Source organism: Komagataeibacter europaeus LMG 18890 (assembly GCF_000285295.1).
Classification (GTDB): domain Bacteria; phylum Pseudomonadota; class Alphaproteobacteria; order Acetobacterales; family Acetobacteraceae; genus Komagataeibacter; species Komagataeibacter europaeus.
Map to the genome: position 1 here is coordinate 31,420 of NZ_CADP01000017.1, position 20,308 is coordinate 51,727.

16 protein-coding genes, 1 tRNA gene and 1 pseudogene are annotated in these 20,308 nt (G+C 61.1%); 16 read left to right on the plus strand and 2 right to left on the minus strand.

The annotated features are described in order from the left end of the window. The first annotated feature begins 138 nt into the window (after positions 1-138). From GEU01_RS07830 to GEU01_RS07845, 4 genes are read left to right on the plus strand one after another with little or no spacing between them, the layout of a single operon-like run. Positions 139-2,949: a DNA translocase FtsK gene (locus GEU01_RS07830; RefSeq protein WP_019085629.1), complete on the plus strand. Its 2,811-nt coding sequence runs from the start codon at positions 139-141 to the stop codon at positions 2,947-2,949. After that, positions 2,946-3,704, plus strand: coding sequence for an RluA family pseudouridine synthase (locus GEU01_RS07835; protein WP_010508569.1), 759 nt, complete (start codon positions 2,946-2,948; stop codon positions 3,702-3,704). Before GEU01_RS07830 ends, GEU01_RS07835 begins: the two co-directional genes overlap by 4 nt. Next, positions 3,686-5,794 carry a hypothetical protein gene (locus tag GEU01_RS07840; RefSeq protein WP_026018586.1) on the plus strand — a complete coding sequence of 703 codons (2,109 nt, stop codon included), beginning with the start codon at positions 3,686-3,688 and terminating at the stop codon, positions 5,792-5,794. The genes GEU01_RS07835 and GEU01_RS07840 overlap by 19 nt, the downstream gene beginning before the upstream one ends. Next, positions 5,787-6,596 carry a histidine phosphatase family protein gene (locus tag GEU01_RS07845; protein WP_373321403.1) on the plus strand — a complete coding sequence of 270 codons (810 nt, stop codon included), beginning with the start codon at positions 5,787-5,789 and terminating at the stop codon, positions 6,594-6,596. The genes GEU01_RS07840 and GEU01_RS07845 overlap by 8 nt, the downstream gene beginning before the upstream one ends. A 178-nt stretch (positions 6,597-6,774) precedes the next feature. Here GEU01_RS07845 and GEU01_RS27295 read toward each other — a convergent pair whose 3' ends face one another. Next, entirely contained in the window at positions 6,775-6,909 is a 135-nt protein-coding gene (locus GEU01_RS27295; protein ID WP_259369020.1) for a hypothetical protein, read from the minus strand. Between the two features lie 229 nt (positions 6,910-7,138). Here GEU01_RS27295 and GEU01_RS07860 point away from each other — a divergent pair, with 229 nt between their 5' ends. The 4 genes from GEU01_RS07860 to GEU01_RS07875 all read left to right on the plus strand — a co-directional run bounded on the left by GEU01_RS07860 (position 7,139) and on the right by GEU01_RS07875 (position 11,164). After that, positions 7,139-7,606, plus strand: coding sequence for a nucleoside deaminase (locus GEU01_RS07860; RefSeq protein ID WP_019085633.1), 468 nt, complete (start codon positions 7,139-7,141; stop codon positions 7,604-7,606). 120 nt (positions 7,607-7,726) lie between these two features. Then, positions 7,727-9,298: a trypsin-like peptidase domain-containing protein gene (locus tag GEU01_RS07865; RefSeq protein WP_019085634.1), complete on the plus strand. Its 1,572-nt coding sequence runs from the start codon at positions 7,727-7,729 to the stop codon at positions 9,296-9,298. Between the two features lie 185 nt (positions 9,299-9,483). Next, the gene (gene folD / locus GEU01_RS07870; protein ID WP_026018587.1) at positions 9,484-10,398 is read left to right on the plus strand and encodes a bifunctional methylenetetrahydrofolate dehydrogenase/methenyltetrahydrofolate cyclohydrolase FolD; all 915 of its coding nucleotides are present in this window, start codon (positions 9,484-9,486) and stop codon (positions 10,396-10,398) included. A 28-nt stretch (positions 10,399-10,426) separates the two neighbouring features. Next, on the plus strand, positions 10,427-11,164 hold the full coding sequence (locus GEU01_RS07875) for a methylenetetrahydrofolate reductase (protein WP_019085636.1): 738 nt from the start codon (positions 10,427-10,429) through the stop codon (positions 11,162-11,164). A gap of 27 nt (positions 11,165-11,191) precedes the next feature. Here the strand turns inward: GEU01_RS07875 and GEU01_RS07880 are convergent, their stop codons facing one another. Further along, positions 11,192-11,767, minus strand: a complete 576-nt coding sequence (locus GEU01_RS07880) for an NUDIX domain-containing protein (RefSeq protein ID WP_019085637.1) — start codon at positions 11,765-11,767, stop codon at positions 11,192-11,194. Between the two features lie 198 nt (positions 11,768-11,965). On the opposite strand from GEU01_RS07880, the gene GEU01_RS07885 reads away from it, so the two are divergent. The 8 genes and pseudogenes from GEU01_RS07885 to GEU01_RS07925 form a co-directional block, all read left to right on the plus strand. Then, complete coding sequence (locus GEU01_RS07885) at positions 11,966-13,168, plus strand: MFS transporter (protein WP_010508559.1); 1,203 nt, start codon at positions 11,966-11,968, stop codon at positions 13,166-13,168. A 45-nt stretch (positions 13,169-13,213) separates the two neighbouring features. Then, positions 13,214-13,798, plus strand: a complete 585-nt coding sequence (locus tag GEU01_RS07890) for an LOG family protein (RefSeq protein ID WP_019085638.1) — start codon at positions 13,214-13,216, stop codon at positions 13,796-13,798. 55 nt (positions 13,799-13,853) lie between these two features. Then, a tRNA-Pro gene (locus tag GEU01_RS07895) sits at positions 13,854-13,930 on the plus strand. Positions 13,931-14,015: 85 nt separating this feature from the next. After that, on the plus strand, positions 14,016-14,897 hold the full coding sequence (locus GEU01_RS07900; RefSeq protein ID WP_019085639.1) for a polyprenol monophosphomannose synthase: 882 nt from the start codon (positions 14,016-14,018) through the stop codon (positions 14,895-14,897). 199 nt (positions 14,898-15,096) lie between these two features. Further along, on the plus strand, positions 15,097-16,428 hold the full coding sequence (locus tag GEU01_RS07905) for a glycosyltransferase family protein (protein WP_232272452.1): 1,332 nt from the start codon (positions 15,097-15,099) through the stop codon (positions 16,426-16,428). Positions 16,429-16,641: 213 nt separating this feature from the next. Next, positions 16,642-18,213, plus strand: coding sequence for a hypothetical protein (locus tag GEU01_RS07910; RefSeq protein WP_232272453.1), 1,572 nt, complete (start codon positions 16,642-16,644; stop codon positions 18,211-18,213). Positions 18,214-18,324: 111 nt separating this feature from the next. Beyond that, positions 18,325-19,428 (plus strand): hypothetical protein, encoded by a 1,104-nt coding sequence (locus GEU01_RS07915; protein WP_026018588.1) that lies wholly within the window; start codon positions 18,325-18,327, stop codon positions 19,426-19,428. A gap of 470 nt (positions 19,429-19,898) precedes the next feature. Then, a pseudogene (locus tag GEU01_RS07925) lies at positions 19,899-20,308 on the plus strand (IS5-like element IS1031A family transposase); the annotation flags it as partial.

The window sequence follows — 20,308 nt, forward strand, 5'->3', positions numbered from 1 at the left end:
TCTGTCTATGGGGTGGACGGGGTTATAGTGGTGCCGTTTGACGGAAATGACGGATGTAAAGTGCGATGGTCATTTCCCTTGTGCGTTCGGTCCCTGCGGGCATGCCCATGCCGGGGCCTATGATCAGGATATGGATTTTTGGCGATTTTCAGCCGTTTTGTCCCTGACTCGCTGTCCTCTGGCCCGGTGCGGTCGCGCCTGCGCGACCGGTTGACCGAAGCGGGAGGACTGGGGTTGTGGAGTCTGGCGCTGTGTCTTGCCATCGCCTTATGGAGCTATGATCCCCGCGACCCGTCGGCCAATACATCCAGCGCACAGCCGCCGGACAACCTGCTTGGCCGGCCGGGCGCGTACATGGCTGATTTCATGCTCCAGAATTTCGGGATCGTGGATGTCCTGGCCATTTTCTGCCTGCTGGCATGGGGATGGCGGCTGATCCGGCACCATGGGCTGGCATCGGCCCTGCTGCGCATCATCGCACTGGTCTGCGCGCTGCCGGTCATCGCGGCGGACATCGCGGCCGTGCCCCTGCTGCTGCCCACGCTTCAGGCCCCGCTATGGCCAACGCAGGCCGGGCCGGGTGGGGCGGTCGGCCTGTCGGTGGCGCATATGTCCATTCAGGCCGCCACCGTTTTCGTCGGGCGGGGCGGGCCGCTTGTTGTCTGGCTGCTGGGGCTGGTGCTGGGGGGGCTGCTGCTGCTGCTGGCCCTTGCCCTGTCCCTGTCGGAATGGCGGGGCATTGGTCGCGGGATCAGGGTCCTGCTGCGCCAGCCCATGGCCCTGGCCATATGGCTGCGTCGGGTAACGGGGGAAAGGACGCAGGCCCGGACCGTGGCGGATACGGCCCCGTATTCCGGTGGGGGAAGGGTAGTGCGGGATCCGTCTCCCTTCCACGCGCCACTCATGGATACGGGCCATGAAACGGGGGCGGACCCGGTACCGGCCACGGGGCATGCGGCGTCCGGCACGGCCATGATGCCCGTGGCCGAGCCGCAGGCGGTCAGGCCGTCGGGACAGAAGAACATGCCCGCGCCCACCACAAAGCCGGAAACAAAGCGGCCAGCACTGGGTGGACGCAAGGCGGAGGGGGGCAAGCCCGCACAGGTTTCGCTGCAGACCAGCTGGATGCACCCGCCAGGCATGGATGAGGAAATTACCCAGCCCCTGCTCATGGATGGCCCCGCGCCGGTATCGGACCAGGTGCCGTGGCATGAGGATACCGACGCACACGATACCCGGCCCGTCATTGCCGTCCCCCATGATGACGGTCTGCCAGTAGCGGCAAAGGAACCCGCGCGCCCGACGCTGCTGTCGCGCTTTTTCTCCGGCGCGGGGCGGACGGGGACGGCAGAGGAACCGGTGGCCAGCACGTCGGATTATGTCCCCGCTGCGCCCGTCGCCCCCCCGGCAGATACCTATACGCCCCCGCCACAGCCGGAATGGCAGTTCCCGCCGCTGTCGCTGCTCAAGCCCCCGCCATCGAACGAGGCCACCAAGCCGACCGAGGAACTGCTGCATGCCAATGCCACGCAGCTTGTCACCGTGCTGTCGGAATACGGGGTGCAGGGGGAAATCGTCGCCTATCACGCGGGCCCGGTCGTAACCTTGTATGAACTCCAGCCCGCCCCCGGCATCCGGGCCGCCCGCGTGATTGGCCTGGCCGATGACGTGGCGCGGTCCCTGTCGGTGCTCAGCGTGCGTATCGCCACCGTGCCCGGTCGCAACGTGATCGGGATCGAGGTACCCAATACAAGGCGCGAGACGGTCTATTTTTCCGAACTGCTCATGGATCCGCAATGGGCGCATTCCCGTGCGCGCCTCAACCTTGCGCTGGGCAAGGATATTGCGGGCGAGTCGGTTTACAGTGACCTCGCCGCCATGCCGCACCTGCTGATCGCGGGCACCACCGGGTCGGGCAAGTCGGTGGGCGTGAATTCCATGATCCTGTCACTGCTCTATCGTCTTTCGCCCGAGCAGTGCCGCCTGATCCTGATTGACCCCAAGATCCTTGAACTCTCGATCTACGAAGGCATTCCCCACCTCATGACGCCCGTGGTGACGGAACCGGCCAAGGCGGTCGCGGCACTCAAATGGGCCGTGCGGGAAATGGATCGCCGTTATCGTGGCATGGCGCACCTGCAGGTGCGTAATATTGCCAGCTACAACGAACGCGTGGCCGAAGCGCGTGCGCGCGGGGAAATCGTGACCCGGCGTGTACAGACCGGCTATGACCCCGAAACCGGCAAGCCCACGTTCGAGGAACAGCAGCTTGCCCTCGATTCCCTGCCATATCTCGTCATCGTGGTGGACGAGATGGCCGACCTCATGATCGTGGCGGGCAAGGAAATTGAAGCCCTGCTGCAGCGTCTGGCGCAGAAGGCGCGTGCTGCGGGCATTCACCTGATCCTTGCGACCCAGCGCCCGTCGGTGGACGTGATTACCGGCACCATCAAGGCGAACTTTCCCACCCGTATCTCTTTTCAGGTCATCAGCAAGTTCGACAGCCGCACCATCCTGGGCGAGCAGGGGGCCGAACAGCTGCTGGGGCGCGGGGATATGCTGTTCATGCAGGCAGGCGGACGGATCACACGTGTCCATGGCCCGTTCGTGGATGATGGCGAGGTCGAGGCCGTCGTTGCCTTCCTGCGCACGCAGGGGGAACCGATCTATGATGACGACGTCATTTCCCCGCAGGAAGAAGACAGTTCCGGCAAACCCTTCGCCGCCCCCGCCGGCGGGGCGGAGGAAGACGGCCTGTTCGCGCAGGCGGTCGAGGTCGTGGCGCGTGAAGGCAAGGCATCAACGTCCTTCATCCAGCGCCATCTGTCGATCGGCTATAACCGTGCGGCCAAGATCATCGAGCAGATGGAAAAGGAGGGCCTGGTCAGCGAGGCCAACCATGTCGGCCGCCGTGAAGTCCTGATGCGCCGTAATACGGAAGACGAATGAAACCCCACGCCATGCAGCGCGGGGCAGGGCAGGCACCTGTTGCCCTGCCATTCACGGTCCTGTACCGCGATAACCGGCTTGTGGTGCTGGACAAGCCGCCGGGCCTGCCGGTCCATCCCGGTCGCGCCGGTGGCGTCAGTGTCGAGGACTGGTTTCCCGCCCTGTCGCGGCACCGGAACGGTCCATGGCTTGCGCACCGCCTGGATCAGGATACATCGGGCTGTCTGGTGATCGCCCTGCGCAAGCAGGCACTGGTGGCGGTACAGGCATGTTTCGCGGCGGGACAGGCGCGCAAGACCTACTGGGCCATCGTGCAGGGTACGCCCGGGACGGCGCAGGGCGTGATCGATACGCCGCTTGCGCGGGTGGAACAGGGCAGGCAGTGGCGGATGCAGCCGGTAAAGACCGGTGGTCAGCCCGCCCGGACGCGCTGGCGTGTGCGGGGGACGGGGCATGATGGCGCGGGCCAGCCCATAACCTGGCTGGAACTGGTTCTGGAAACCGGGCGTACCCATCAGGCCCGTGCGCATTGCGCTGCGATCGGGTGTCCCATACGTGGTGACACGCGCTATGGCGCACGCGACGCGGGGGCGCTACACCTTATGAGCCGGAGCATCCATCTGCCACTGGATGTGCCCGTGCACGCCACGGCCATGCCACCGGAGCATATGCGCCGTATCATGGATCAGGCTGGCTGGACCGTGCCACCTGACAGCGTGGAAAAGGAAGTGACACGGTGTTCGCCCACACATTGACGCAGGAACTGCTGCGTGTTCTGGAACGACCGGACCTGCGGGTGATTGCGGGCGAACGGCAGATCATGCTGGATCCCACGCTGGACCTGCCCTTTCGTGTCCAGCCCGGCGGGGCCATCGTGCTGGGGCTGCCCGCGCAGGGACAGCAGGAAGAAACGGCCTTTTTCCTGCGGCACGCGCTGGAACTGGCCCCGCTGCTGGAAATCGCGCCGCACAGGGCCCTGTGCGCAGCCTTCTGTGCCGCGCGTACGGCAGCCCTGTTCTGGTATCTTGATACCGGCCGCTCGGATGCCGATGCACCGGCGGCATGGGTACCGCAGATGGCAGCGGCGCAGGTGCCCTCCGCCACGATCCTGCAACAGATATGGTCTGCCCTCGCGCCCTTGCAGCCCGCCCTGTCGTTGCCGGACGGATCGGGGCCCTTTGGCGCGCTGCATGACGCCCTGTGTGCCCTGTGGCCCATCCTTGGCCCGACCGAAAGCCTGATGGCCACGGGCGGCGACGCCCGTCTGGCCGTGGACCCCGCGACGGGGCTGAACCATTACGGCTGTTCGCACCGGCCCCGGCCATGGGCCATCACCTTTGCTTCCTCCACCGCGTCATCGCTGTCCGAACGGGGCTTTGCCGGGGCGGAAACGGCGCGTCTGTCCCTGCTGGCCGGTGCATTGCACGGGCGGGGCGAGAACGCCGCGCGGACGCTGGATGGAGATATACAGGCCCGTATTGCCGCACATTTCGGCCTGGAAGCAGATGAAGGGGTCGTTCTGGCCCCATCGGGCACGGATTGTGAACTGTACGCGCTGGCGCTGGCCGCCCTTGCACCCGGTGGCCGACCCGTCAGCAATATCCTGCTTGCGCCGGAGGAAACCGGCAGCGGCGTGCCGCTGGCCGCCATGGGATGTCATTTCGCCAATGATACCGCCCTTGGCCATTCCGTGACACGGGGTGCGCCCATCGCCGGTTTTCCCACCGATACGCTGGTGGTAAACGTGCCGATGCGCGATGCGGCGGGCCATGTGCGCCCGGCGGCGGATGTCGATGCCGAGACCTGTCGCCTGACCCATGAAATGCGCGCGGCGGATCGGCATGTGCTGCTGCATCGGCTGGACCTGTCCAAGACGGGGCTGCTGGCGCCGGGACTGGCCGCACTGGAACAGGCCTGCGCACCGGTTGGTAGGTCAGAAGATTGCCCCGACGTGGTGGTGGATGCCTGTCAGGCCCGGCTGGACCCGCTGCGGGTGCGGGATTATCTGGATCGGGGCTGGATGGTCATGGTCACCGGGTCCAAATTCTTTACCGGCCCGCCTTTCTGCGGGGCGCTGCTGTTGCCCGCGGGGGTGCGGCGCAGGCTGGATGGCCCGCATCCCGTGCCCGTAGGGCTGGGGGGTTACAGCTACCGCCATGCATGGCCGCAGGGCAGGGCGGTGGCCAGGCTTCCTGCGGGGCATAATATCGGGCTGATCCTGCGCTGGTGCGCGGCACTGGCGGAAATGACCGCGATCAGCCGCATTCCCCGCGCGGTGATCCATGACCGGTTGCATGGTTTCCTGTCTGCCGTCACCAGCCGCATCATGACGGATCCTGTGCTGGAAATCCTGCCCCCGGTGCGTCCCGACCGTGCCCCCATGGATAATGCATGGGATACCCTGCCGACCATTATCTGTTTTTTCGTGCGGGCGCCGGGTCGTGACGCGGAGACCTTCCACCCGCTGGCCCTGCCGGACGCGCGGCGGCTGTATGCATGGCTCAATACCGACCTGTCCGGCCTGATCCCGCCCGATGATCCCGATGCGGCCCTTGCCAGCGTCCTGTGCCATGTGGGCCAGCCCGTGCCGCTGGCGCATCCCGGCCGCCCCGGTGTGATCGTGGGGGCGCTGCGTATTTCCGCGGGCGCCCGGCTGGTCGTGGGGGAGCCGTCACATGAGGGCATGGACCCGACCGAGCGCCTGCGGCGCGAAGTGCGTAACGTCGGGCGGATTCTCGACAAGATCAGCCTGATCCTGCGGCACTGGTCGCAGCTCAGCACGGCAGCGCCGGTACAGACCTACCTGCCGCATGGCTGGCAGGCGCGGGCCATTCTGCCTGCATGAATTTCATGACCTACCCGTTCAATGGATATCCAGCGTGAGCATACAGACCAACCACGGCAATTTCCTTGATACCCCCCAGTTGCAGAAAGGGGTGACCCGATTCTGGCTGATCCGTCACGCACTGGTGGAACAGAACGCCCGCATGCGGCTGTATGGCGCGATGGATGTGCCCCTGTGCCCGGACAGCCTCGTGGCCCAGCGCTGGATGTATGAAGCCCTGGCGCGTCGCCTGCCACGCCCGGCGTTGTGGTTCACATCCCCCCTGTCACGCACACAGCAGACGGCGCGCGCCATCCAGCAGGCGGGCTATGGCCCGCATGAATGGCAGGTGGAACCCGACCTGACCGAACAGTCCATGGGCGAATGGCACGGCATTACGCATGATACCCTGCCGGAGAGGCTGAGCCTGCCCGCGCACCCCTTCTGGTCCGTCAGTGCGACCGAACTGCCGCCGGATGGCGAAAGCATGGTGCAGGTCTGTGCCCGTGTTGGCGCGTGCCTTGACCGTCTGGCGGCCCGGCATGCAGGTCAGGACATGGTGGTGGTCAGCCACGGGGGCGCCATTCGTGCGGCACTGGCCCATGCATTGCGCATCCATGCGGAAACGGCCTTGCATTTTTCCATCCAGAACCTGGCGCTGAGTGTCATCGAACGCCTGCCGGAGGGATGGCGTATCGTGACTGTCAACGAACTGCCCATGCCTGTACCCGCTTCGTCCGACAGGGTGGGCAAGACCCCGGCATGGGCCGGGCAGGACGCGGAACAGCCTGCAATGGTGGCGCCTGATTTCAGGAATTGTTGAGATCGTGGTGCGCGAAGGTGGCACGACGACAGCCTTTACCCGGCATGATCTGTTGATCAGTCACGAAGCCTGGAAAACACGGCCTTTTTGAAAAAAAGCGGTACCCAGGGGCTTTTGTTATTTTCCATGCAGGGGGAAATCCATGCCGGACCGGTTTCCGGCATGGAAAAGCGGGTTGTCAGCGTGGGGCTGATCGCAGCAGGCAGGTCAGGACACAGGTCTCGTTGGCCTGCGGTGCGCGGCGCAGGTCGTCTGACGCGGCCATCCCCGCCACGATGGCGGCAGTGGCAAGAACAAGCGTGAGCGTATGCATCACCTTACTCCCAGTAAGGTCATCCACACCCGGATGGGCGTATGATCCGGGACGGGATCGGCCTGTTGCAATCTGCCATGGTGCCGGCAGGGTTTCATTCCCCACCATGCCTGTGTGAAACGATACTGTCAGGTTGTAGTTGTGCCAATCCATAAAAAAATGGCCGGTCATGGACAATTGTACGGTGCGGTCGGCTGGCCTTGCGGGTAAAGGGGGGGGGGGCTATCGTATGGGCATGACACGTCCCGCGCCTGCGTATTTCATGGATATCGCGATGGCGGAAGCCCGTGCGGCCGCCGGGCGTGGCGAGGTCCCGGTGGGCGCCGCCCTGTCGGGGCCGGACGGGATGCTGCTGGCGCGCGCGGGCAACCGGGTGGAGGAATGGGGCGATCCGTCCGCCCATGCGGAAATGCAGGTCATGCGCGCGGCAAGCGTGCAGCGTGGCGGACAGCGTCTGGCGGACTGCACGCTGTATGTCACGCTGGAACCGTGCCCGATGTGCGCGGCCGCGGCCACGCATTTCCGGGTAGGGAAGATCGTGTTCGGGGCCTATGACCAGAAGGGCGGTGGTGTTGAACATGGCCCGCGCCTGTTCGCGCAGCCACGCTGCCTGCATCGCCCCGAAACCGTGGGCGGCGTGCGCGAACGTGAGGCGGGTCGGCTGCTACGGGATTTTTTCCAGCGCCTGCGTGCCTAACCTATTTGTCATGCAACGGTATAACACGGGTCGGCTGTCTTGCGGCACAATGCAGGCAATGGGACTGTAAGCCCCGGCGGTCGGTCCCGTCCGTCGTTTCGAGATTTCAGCAGGACAACCATGTTCAGGGATGCCATGTCAGACGTATTGCGGTCGAACACCCTTTCCTCCCGCCGGTACCGTAGCCGGCTGCTGGCGGCGCTTGTGGCCAGTACTGTAGCGGGGGGCTGCCTGCTCTCGGCGCCTCTTGCGCGGGCGGAAGACAGCGGGGTGATCCACCCTGACACCCAGATCCAGCAGCTGCCGAATTTCGTCAACCTCGTCAAACAGGTCAAACCCGCCGTTGTGTCCATCACGGCGCGGATCAAGGACGCGGATACCGGCGAGGACGGCGGCCAGGGCGGCATGCCCGGCGGCTTCCCGTTTCCCTTTCCCTTCCAGATGATGCCGCAGCAGGCCCATCATACCGTTGAAGCCCGTGGGTCGGGCTTTGTCATCTCGCCCGACGGGTATGTCGTGACCAACAACCATGTGGTGAAGGGTGCGACCAAGGTTACCGTGACGCTGGATGACGGCACGGCGCTGCCCGCCAAGATCGTGGGTCGTGATTCCAAGACGGATATAGCCCTTCTCAAGGTCTCGCCATCGGGCAAGCTGCGTTTCATCGAACTGGGGGATTCGGACAAGGTCGAACCGGGTGAATGGGTCGTCGCCGTGGGCAATCCCTACGGTCTTGGCGGGACGGTGACGGCCGGCATCGTCTCGGCCCGTGGGCGTGACATCGGCGATGGTCCGTATGATTCCTTCATCCAGGTGGATGCCCCGATCAACCGCGGCAATTCCGGCGGCCCGCTGTTCACGCAGGATGGCAAGGTGGTGGGCGTGAATACCGCCATCCTGTCGCCCTCTGGCGGGTCGATCGGGATCGGATTCGCCATCCCGTCCGATACCGTGAAGAATATTGTCGACCAGCTTGAAAAGACCGGTCACGTCACCCGTGGTTATCTGGGTGTCACGGCGCAGGCGATCACGCCGTCCATGGCCAGTGCGCTGGGCATGAAGCCGTCGCCTTCCGGCGCACCGGCGACTGGCGCGCTGGTGGCCAGTGTCAGTTCTGGCAGCCAGGCGGAAAAGGCGGGGCTGAAGGCAGGGGATGTCGTGACCACCCTGAATGGCCAGCCCATCGACACGCCGCATACGCTTGCGGTCAAGGTGGCGAGCATCGTGCCCGGCACCAAGGCCACGATTGCCTACCTGCGCAACAACAAGCCGCAGACCGCCAGTGTCCAGATTTCCAGCCTGGGCAAGGGGGGCACGGCCGATGGCACGGTTGGCGACACCACCCATGATGCGGACAAGGGACCGAAGCTGGGTGTGACGCTGGCGCCCCTGACGCCTGACCTGCGCCAGCAGCTTGGGCTGGAGGAAAACGTGCGTGGCGTGGTGGTCAGTGACGTGCAGGCCGGTTCAGCCGCCGAGCAGGCCGGGATCCATGCGGGCGACGTCATCCAGTCCGTGGGCGAGGTGCCGGTGGAAAACCCGCGCGCCACGGTTTCCGCCATCCGTCAGGCCCTGCAGGCCAATCATTCCGTCCTGCTGCGGGTCGTGCGTAACGGGCAGAGCGTCTTTGTGGCGGTCAGCCCCAACAGCGATGATTCCGATACGACCAGCACCGACGAAGACGACCAGTAACATCATCCCCCATCATTCGATGGCGGCGCGGGCCGGGGCAGTAATGTCCCGGTCTTTTTCGTGCGCGAAAGGCGAAAAAGCCGGTTTTTTTACCGCATGAGCCAGAAAAACGGCGGGTGATGATTGTCGCGCCATGGTTTCTTGCCTTATCTGCTGCCATCGCCATGTTCGTTTCCGGAGGGATGATGACCGGTCCAGCAGTATCCGATACGCAGGAACCCCATGCCGCGCGCCTGATTGACGGCAAGGGCTTCGCGGCCCGCATGACGCAGGATATCGCGGCCGATGTCAGCGCCTTTTATGACCGGCATCACATTACCCCCGGCCTTGCGGTGGTGCTGGTAGGCAATGATCCCGCCAGCGAGGTGTACGTGCGCAACAAGGCGCTGCAGACCCATCGCGCGGGCATGCGGTCGTTCATGCACATGCTGCCCGCCACGACATCGCAGAAGGAACTGCTGGGCCTGATCGAACGGCTGAATGTCGATCCCGAAATCCATGGGATCCTGGTGCAGCTGCCGCTGCCCAACGGGCTGGACCCGGTGGCGGTCACCAACGCGATCATTCCCGAAAAGGACGTGGACGGCCTGGGCGTGGTCAATGCCGGACGGCTGGCGCTGGGGCTGCCGGGCATCGTGCCCTGCACACCGCTGGGCTGCCTGCTGCTGCTGCGTCATTATGTGGGCGACATGCGTGGCAAGGACGCGCTGGTGATCGGGGCGTCCAACCTTGTCGGCCGTCCCATGGCGGAACTGCTGCTGCGTGAGGGCTGTACCGTGACCGTGGCCCATATCGACACGCGTGATACCGCATCCCTTGCCCGGCAGGCCGATATCGTGGTGGTGGCGACGGGTGTGCGCGAACTGGTGCGTGGCGACTGGATCAAGCCGGGGGCCACGGTGATCGATGTCGGCATTTCCCGTGTCGCGCTGCCCAGTGGCAAGACGCGGCTGGTGGGGGATGTGAAGTTTGATGAAGCCGTAAAACGCGCGGGCCTGATTACGCCCGTGCCCGGCGGGGTCGGTCCCATGACGATTGCCTGCCTGCTGCGCAACACCCTTGATGCGGCCCGGACACTGGTGGAAGGACGGGCGGGCTGAACGCCCCGCCGCAGACAGGAGAAAACACATGACGCTGATTTCCGTTGAACTGATCCCGCGTGACCGGGAAACGCTGCTGCGCGATGCGGGGGATGTCAGCCGGCTGTTTCCTGATGCGCAGATGATCAATATTCCCGACCTGCTGCGCTTTCCCCTGCGCAGCTGGGAGGCGGCTGCCCTGATCCGCCCGGTTTTCCCCCGCGTTGTTCCCCATATCCGCGCCATCGACATTGCGCCGGACGCGCCACTGCCGGGTGTGAATGACCCGGACCTGCATGAGGTACTGGTGGTCAAGGGCGATCCGCCATCGGACCTGAAGCACCGCACCTATCCCAATACCAGCGAGAGTGTGATCGCCCGCTACCGGCGTGAGGCGCCGCATCTTACGGTCTATGCCGCGTTCGATCCGTACCGCCGTGCACCGTACAAGGAAATGGAGTCCATCGCGCGCAAGAAGGAAGCCGGCGCGGCGGGGTTCTTCACCCAGCCCATTTTTGATATGCGCATGCTGGACCTGTGCATGAACTGGCTGCATGGGGAAAACGTGTTCTGGGGTATTTCCCCCGTGATTGGCCCCAAGTCACGTTCATACTGGGAAACGACGAATCACGTCATTTTCCCCCATGATTTCGATCCGACACTGGACGCCAACATTGCCTTTGCACGCCAGATGATGGACACGGTGGCGCAGGCGGGGGGCAATACCTATCTCATGCCGCTGCGCGTCAATCTGGAACGTTATCTGGCGCCACTGCGCCGCGCCTGACGGGCGCGGCGGTGGCGTTGCGGCCGGTCAGATCCAGCCCTGCGCGCGGATCAGGCCGAATGCCGCGATCGTGACCATGCAGGTGATGCGCCCGTCCACGATCATGGCTTCCATTTCCTTCAGCGTGACGATGTGGGTGGTGATGTCCTCCTCCGTTTCCTCACGCTCGTGCGGGCCCTGCTGCAGGCCGGTGGCCAGGTAGGCCCGGCCTTTCTGGGTGGTGTAGCCCGCCCCCTGATACAGCAGGCCCGCATTGCGCATCCGTCCGGCGATCAGGCCGGTTTCCTCACGCAGTTCCCCCCGCGCCACTTCTTCAGGCGTCGCATCGGGACGGTGTTCCCACATGCCCATGGGCAGTTCCCACATCCGTTTGCCGATGGGATAGCGGTACTGGCGGATCAGTGTGACGCGGGGACCGCCCGGGTCGTCCCATAGCGGCAGGATCACGACAAAATCCCCCCGTTCCACCACGCCATACAGCCCCTGCCTGCCGCCGGGACGGATGATGATGTCCTCGCGCACGCGGGTCCATGGGTTTTCATAGGCGGTGCGGGTGGAAACGGTTGTATAGCCACCAGCATCCGGTTTGGGGGGCTGTGTCATGGGGTCCTGAATCCTTCCAGATCATGCCTGCATGCATCCCGCACAGGGCAGTCGTGCGGGAACGAATGGCCATGGGTTGGTTTTTTCAGGTTTTTCCATAAGCCCTATGGTGCATTTGCTCCACAATGATTTTGTGGGGCGGACGGTATTGCTGGTATCCGCGTTTGATCGGGGCGCTTGTTTTTCATTACGGAGTTTATGCGTATCATGACCGGGCCGCAGGCTGCATCGGGGTCTCCTACACGGCGGATACTGCCCGTCGTGCTGTTCAACCTTCTGTGTTACATTGATATTGGCCTGCCGATGGCGGTCATCCCGGTCTTTGTGCATCAGGTACTTGGATACAACACGGTGCTTGCAGGGCTTGCGGTGTCCGTGCAGTACCTTGCCACCTTTGCTTCCCGCGCGGGTGCCGGGCGGCAGGCGGATCGCCGTGGGGCGAAGCCCACGGTGGTGGTTGGCCTTGCGGTCTGCACCCTGTCCGGGGCGGCGCTCATGCTGTCAGGGCTTCTGCTGCATTTCGCGGTCCTGTCCGTGGTCCTGCTGATTGCCAGCCGTATCCTGCTGGGGGTCGGGGAAAGCTGGACGGCGACCGGCGCCATCATGTGGAACATCGGGCGCGTCGGGGCAGGGCGCACGGCGCAGGTCATATCGTGGAATGGTGTGACGTCGTACGGCGGCATAGCCCTTGGTGCGCCCATCGGGCAGATCCTGTCGGGGCTGCCGCTGCCATATGGGGGCCTTACGGTTGTGGGACTGCTGTCGGCGGGGCTGACCCTGTTCGGGTTCGTGCTGGCGCGGCAGTATGCCCCCGTGCCGCCCGTACCCAGCAAGGCGCCGCCCATGCCGTTCCATGCCGTCTTCAGGCGCGTGCTGCCCCATGGGATGGTGCTGGCCTGCGGGTCCGTGGGGTTCGGGACGATTTCAGCCTGTCTTGCGCTGTTCTATGCCCATAACAACTGGAGCGGGGCCGCAACTGCGCTGACCGGATTCGGCCTGACATTCGTGCTCATGCGGTTCCTGTTCGCTCGGCAGATCGACCGGCGGGGCGGGCTGGTTGTCACATTCGTGTCGCTGCTGGTGGAAACGCTGGGCTTGTGCGTATTGTGGCAGTGTTCCACGGTCGGGGGCGCGGCATTGGGTGCAGCATTGACGGGGGCGGGGTTCTCGCTCGTGTTTCCGGCCATGGGCGTGCTGGCGGTGGCCCGCGTGGGGCCGGAAAACCGGGGGGCAGCACTCGGGGCGTTTTCCGTGTTCCTGGATATTGCCGTGGGCCTGTCCGGTCCGCTGCTGGGGCTGGTGATCCAGACAATGGGGTATGGGGCACTGTTTCTGGTGTCCGCCCTGTTCACGCTGGCGGGTGTGGGTGTAACCATTGTGTTGAAATTCCTGCCGCGCTGAACGGCGTGGCGGGCCGATAGTCCTGTGGGGAGCTGAGCTGGATAGATGCAGATTTCATCTGTTGCCGTTTTTTGTGGATCACGTTTCGGCTCCCGGCCGGAATACGCGGCGCAGTCACGCGCGCTGGGTACGTCGCTGGGGCAGGCCGGAATCAGGCTGGTCTATGGCGGGGGGCATGTGGGCCTGATGGGCACCGTGGCGGATGCTGTTCTGGCCGCGGGCGGGGCGGTGACGGGAATCATTCCCGCCTTCCTGCATTCGCGTGAGATCATGCACGAAGGTGTGACCGACCTGACCGTGACCGACAGCATGCATGACCGCAAGGCGCGCATGTTCGCGCTGTCCGATGTCTTTGTGGTGATGCCCGGTGGCCTTGGCACCTTTGACGAGACGATCGAGATCATGACATGGCGGCAGCTGCGCCAGCATGACAAGCCGATCTATATCGTCAACGTGGCGGGCTGGGCCGATCCGCTGCTGGCCATGGTGGATGCCTGTATCGCGGATGGATTTGCCTCTCCCTCCGCGCGGAACCTGTTCGCGGTGGTACCCGATGTCGCGACATTGATGACGGCGCTGGCGGCCCTGCCGGTGCAGGCGGATGCACGCGACAGGGTGAGCACGCTGTAAATCTTTCACCTATCCCCTTGCCTTAAATGCAGCGGCCCTGTATAGCCGCCTGCAACGGAGTGTAGCTCAGCCTGGTAGAGCACTGTGTTCGGGACGCAGGGGCCGGAGGTTCGAATCCTCTCACTCCGACCAGATTTGGACAGGCCGGTTGTCAGATGGTAACCGGCCTGTTTCTGTTTGTACCATGCAGGGTGGCGATATTGCAGCGATAGACTAAATGTTCTATCCCATCATTCCACTTCGTGCCGCGGCCCGTCTGGCCGTATCTGAATCCCCCCATGAACTTCGGGATGCTTCATTGATTATGCCAGTGACTTCCAAGACCGTGTTGAAGCCTGTAAATGATACCGCCATGCTTCGACCTGGTCCCGTGCTGAGCATTATCATTCCCTGCTATAATGAACGCGACAATGTAGAACCATTGTACAAGGCGGTTGTCGCCGCGGTGACCCATTATGATTGGGAACTGATTTTTGTTGATGATAACTCGCCCGATGGCACCATAGACGTAGTATGGCAGCTTGCGCAGACTGACAGCCGGGTGCGGGGTATCCTGCGTGTCGGGCGGCGGGGACTGTCCTCGGCGGTAATCGAAGGTGTGCTTGCATCCTCTGCTACCGTAGTGGCCGTGATGGATGGCGACATGCAGCATGACGAGCGGCTGTTGGAACCGATGATGGATACCATAGTCCGCGAGGGATATGATGTGGCGGTCGGCAGCCGGCATGTTGAAGGGGGCGATAACAGTGGCCTTGCCAGCCGCTGGCGGCTGTTCCTGTCCAATGCCGGTATTCGGCTGGCGCAGTTCTGCCTGCCGGTGCGTGTCACCGACCCGATGAGCGGCTTTTTTGCTGTAAGGCGTGATCTGTTTGTCAGATCCGTAGGTGACCTGTCAGGGACGGGGTTCAAAATCCTGCTTGATATGCTGCTGGTCCAGCAGGCTACGCCACGTGTGGCTGAATTGCCTTTTGTCTTTCGTACGCGCCATGTCGGTGAAAGCAAGATGGATCGGAAGATCCTGTTTCAGTTCATGCATATGATTGTCCGCCATATGCTTAAGCGGAAGAAACGGGTTCTTTCACCTACTGTTTCTCCGTAAAAATGGGGCGCTGTCCGTCTTTATCTGCCTGCTACCCGTTTGCGACGTGGGATATGGAATCTGAAGTCCCGGCCGCCCAGAGGCCTTTTGTCAGGACAGGTTGCCGTCAGCGTAGATCAGGAAGGACCATGGCGCATGTCGCCTGATGCGTTGTGATGGGGGAATGTCTTTTTCTCATGCCGTTCCGGAGGGCATGAAAATGATGAAAACGGCCGCGCGCCCGTCATTTTTTGTACCGGCCGTTCTTGTCATCGCGTTTTTGTACCGGCTGGCCATCCCATATTTCTATCCTGCCGCCCTGCGGGCAGATGAAATCTTTCAGGCGCTCGAGCCTGCCCATCGCCTGCTGACGGGTCATGGTGTGACGACATGGGAGTGGCAGGTAGGTATCCGGAACTGGGCCTTTCCTGATCTGATTGCAGGCATATGGTCTGTAACCGATGTCCTTGGACTGGGCCACTCACCGTTATGGATACAGGGCCTGATCTGCGCCCTTTCCCTTGGGGTTGTCGTCGCCTTCATGGGGCTGGGTCGCATTGCGGCTGGACGGTTCGGCCTGGTTGCCTGTGCCTTGATGGGAGCGTTGTGGCCTGACCTGGTGCTGGGTGCATCCCGCACAACGACTGAAGTGCTGGGGGGCAACCTGTTGGCGCTGGCATGGATGACATGGTGGTGCAAGCGTACGCCAGGCAGGGTCGTATTCATGGCCCTGGGTTTTGCTCTGCCTGTCCTGGGTTATGGCTTGGTTGACCTCAGGACCTCCGGTATGTTGTTCAGGTCGGTTTTGCGGAACGTGCATGCCAATATAGGACAGAATATTGCCGCTACTTATGGGACGGCGCCATTCTATTTCTATATTGTTGACCTTATGCTCCGCTGGCAGGTCGGCTTTCTGGTTGTTGCGGCCTTTTTCGTATATGGGTGCAGACAGTTCCCTATGCCGAGCATGGTAGCGGTTACGGTCATCCTGTCTCATTCCCTGATCGGGCATAAGGAACCGTCCTTCATTTACGGTGCCATTCCGTTGGTAATGGTGGTGGCGACGGTTGCGTTCAGCAGGTGGGTCAATCAGGACCCGCTTCCCTGGCCTGGGCGCAGGATGATGCTTGGGGCTGTGATGATACCGCTGCTGGGCTTTGTGCAGGTCCAGTCCCTTACCCATATGCGTACCAGCAATGCCCTGATCCATCTGCAGCAGATTGCGGCAGGGCAGGCTGATATCTGCGGGCTGGCATTACCTATCCGGGGGGAATGGTCCCACACGGGGGGGTATTCATATTTCAGCCGTCATGATGTGCCCCTTTATTTTGCCAATGACGTGGCTTCCCTGGCGGCGCTGGATGGTCGGTACAACTATCTTGTCACATATGGCAAAACATGGTCCGCGCCACCCGAGGATACGGCTATCACCTGCCGACGGGAGTTCTGCCTGTTTCGTATAAGGCCCCAATGCAGCATGCCACCGGATTATGCGCAGTTCGCACAGGCTGTGAACCGGTATGAAGCACGTACCCATGCGGCCCATGATTAGAGGCTGGCATGCCGTTACGGCGGTTCCCGTTGTTGAGGAACGGGATGTCCGGAAAGAAGGTCTTAAAATATTTCGTTTATTCGATAATGTTAAAAGCATTTCAAAACAGGCACGATAAATATGCGCATGGGCGGAAAATATATTTCTCTTGTACTGATATTCTTTTTGTCGTTGTTGGGCAGCGTCCTGTGTTATCATTTTGGTCTGCGATTTTTGCCGGACTCGGATCAGGCCAATGCCCTGTTTGAAGCGCAGGATATGGTCCGGGGAAACATCCTTCTCAAAGGATGGGTTAATTCTCCCGATAACTTCTGGCTGATCGACCTGCTGGGCATGGCGGTCCTGCTCACGGTCATACCTGCTCCCGTGACGGTGCTGCATGTTCTGCCAGCCTTGTGGTGGGGTGGCATTGTGGCTGTCGCATGTTGCCTGGCAAAGGGAGGAACGCGCAGCCAGTCTTGGTTATGCCTGCTGCCGGTCATGGCCTTTATTGCCGTCGTGCCGCTATATGAACAGGCAGCGCTCGCGTTTATTACCTATACGCCCTATCACATTGGCACGATGTTCGTAGCGCTTCTGGGCATTATGGCAGCAGGGCGGGTACTGGACGGGACAGGCGGAAAAGGCGCGCAATCCTGCCTGTTTGGGCTTGCTGGCATAATTTTTATCAGTGATCCGTTCGCTGTATGCTGTTTTGTCATGCCCGCGTGTCTTGTCAGCCTATGGCGGGTCTGGACAGGGAGTAATCCCGCAGGTGGAGTGCGCTGTTTCGTGCTGCTGGTGCTGGCCGGTGTGGTCGCCATGGCGATCAAGGCAGGTATCCGCATGGAAGGGGGGTTTCATTCCCTTCATGCCCTGGCGCATTTCCAGCCGTTACCGGACTTGCCCCAGCACCTGCTGTTTTCCCTCATGTCCGTTCTTGATCTGTTTGGCGTCAATTTCTGGGGCAGAACGATTGCGGGACACGCCAATCATAACGCCCTGACGGATATGGTACGTCTACTGCCGTTTGCGTTCATCACCGTCTATGTTTGGCGCTATGCCCGCACCCGACTGGGTGAAATACGGCAGAGCAGGTCTTTTTCCGGGGATGATCCGGTTTCGGATATTCTGGTTCTTGGGTTGATCATGGACGCCGTCGCGGCGTCCACACTGAATTTCTATATCCCTGGTGAAGACATTATCCGCTATTTCCTGCCGGTCCTGTTGTTCATGCCCATCGTCTACGCCCGTTCGGGAAAGGTGAAGGGGACAAGCGGTGTTTTTCTGGGTGCGATCGTATGTTCATTACTGGCCTGTCTACTGACATGGTATCCCCGGCCGGATCAGGAGGATATTGATCCGTACCAGGTCGGCCATCAGCTTGATGTCCGGCCACTGGTGGCGATCCTGCGCCAGCAGCACCTTACACAGGGGTACACGGATTACTGGCATGGCTTGCTCACGACTTTCGTCAGTGGCGGGGCGGTAAGGCTGCGTGCCATCACGGTCAATACGGATGTGTCTTCCCTGCCGCCGGGAACCTGTGCCCTGGAGGTCCGTCCCTGGCTGAGCCAGCGGGATTGGTACCTTCCCCGGAGCCTGCAGGGCAGCGAACGGATATTCTTTCTGGCTTATCTTCAATCTCCCCAGAATGACGAGCATCTCAGTCAGGCCAGCGTCATAAAAAACCTGGGAACGCCCGATCAGGTCGTGCCGGTAGATGAGGAATTATCGCTTCTTGTATATAACCGGCAAAGAGTTCTGCCGTGTAATGCCCTGTTTGAATGGGAAAAGAAGAAATAAAAAGCTTTTGTCCCTGAAACCCGGGCATTGATACGTAATTCCGGTTGCCTGTTTATGGCGGCCTTTCCCTTCCGTTATTTTGGCATGGCGGACGATTTAACCGAGATATAGATGAAAATCAGGTTATGGGCATTTCTTCTCTTCGTGCATGTTGCTGTCCTGGGCTGCATGGCCTGGCTTGCACGTTCTTATGGCGGGATAGCTGTTGCCTCATGCCGGTGGGATTGTGCTGATGCTTATATGCGTATTGTGGCCCATGGGTATGATTCTGTCCCGTCTCTTGCCCCGTGGTGGCTGGGGCAGGCAAACTGGGCTTTCTTTCCGGTTTTTCCCCTCGCCCTGCTTGCCTTGCGGGATCTGACAGGGTTTTCCGCACCCGATGTCGGCATTGCGTTGAACGCCGTCCTGCTGCCGGTTCTGGCATGGCTGTGCTACCTGTACCAGAACAGAAAATGGGGACCGGTCAGTTACAGACTATATTTTCTGTTTTTCTTTACGTTTCCGGCTACGCTGTGGTTCAGGATACAATACACCGAATGTATATTCGGCCTTTTCCTTGTGGGTATGGCATGGGCGATTCTAAATAACCGTTTTTACACGGCATCCTTATGCGCGCTACTTTTGTGCCTGACCCGACCGACCGGCATATTATGCGTTCTGATATGTGCTGTATTCTATTTGTTCACATCCTGGCAACGATTGGCGGGTCGCGGGACGAGGGCGCGCCTGCAGGGATTGGTTGCTCCGGCCATGAACGGCGCTTTGCTGGTCATGGCCGGGGGAAGCGGCATATCGCTGTTTATGATTTATCTGTATCACCTGATAGGGGATGGCCTGGCATTTTCCCACATACAGATAGCCTGGCACCGGGCGTTTCATATTCCGGGTTACTGGATATGGTACAGTTTGGAACACAGGAAACATGTCAATCTGGTTGTGGCGACAGTCTTTGACATGATCGTGATTTACGAAGGATTTAAAAGAAAGTTCTATCTTGAAGCAACGGTTCTGCTGACCACGTTCATGGTGGCCTTTTCTTCAAGCATTTTGTCCATCCATCGTATCATCATGGCCAATCCCTTTTTTTTCATGATTGTATATGCATGTATGATGGATATGCGGCCAATGGCGCGCAATGCGTTGATTGCATTTTTTGCCGTTGTCCTGCTGGCGATGACCATTCTATGGTTTCGCGACAGCAACCTGCTTTTTTAGGCTGAAATGAATTATGCCCTGCATACGATACGGCAGAACTGGTTACGTCTGCTGCTGATTGCGCTGTTGGGTGGGGTGAACCTGTTTGCGTTCAATCTGTGCCTACATCCGCATGTAAGCGAAAATTATCGTAATTTTTACATTCGACATAGCATAACCCTTGGGGAATACGAGGCTAACGAGATCCGTGGCATCTATATCAGCCATGAGGATCGATGGAGTCGATAGGAACCAGGTGATGTCGTGGCATGGATCCGATGATTGTTTGCCATGAGCGGATTGCGTATCTGGCATTAAATTAAAAGCAGATCTGATACATTTTGGAATAAATGGAACGTTTTTTTTGTAATGACAGTATGTTAGAATGCTAACTGTACTAAGTTGTTTTCCTTCCTTAGAGCCTGATCCGAAAGTTTTTGAACAATACCAGCCTGTTGTGATTCATCCGTCTTTACGAAGAGATGGAGTGAATGGTGACATGGACTGGTATTGCCCGACGTGAACATAGCCGGGAAGGACTGCGATATCCATCGGATATGATGGACGGGGAATGGGCTTTGATCATGCCATTTGTGCCCCCTGCGAAACGGGGCGGTCGCCCTCGCACGACGGATATGCGCGAGGTGGTCAATGCGATGCTCTACATAGCCTCGGCCGGGTGCGCGTGGCGCCTGCTGCCGAAATGCTTTCCGCCGGTCTCGACTGTCAGGCGCTATTTCTACGCCTGGCGTGATACTGGGCTGTTCGAGGTCATGAATACGGTGCTGGTCATGAGCCTGCGCGAGATCGAGGGGCGTGAAGCCTCCCCGAGCGCGGGCGTGATTGACAGCCAGTCGGTGAAAACTACGGAAAGCGGCGGGCTTTCGGGCTATGACGCGGG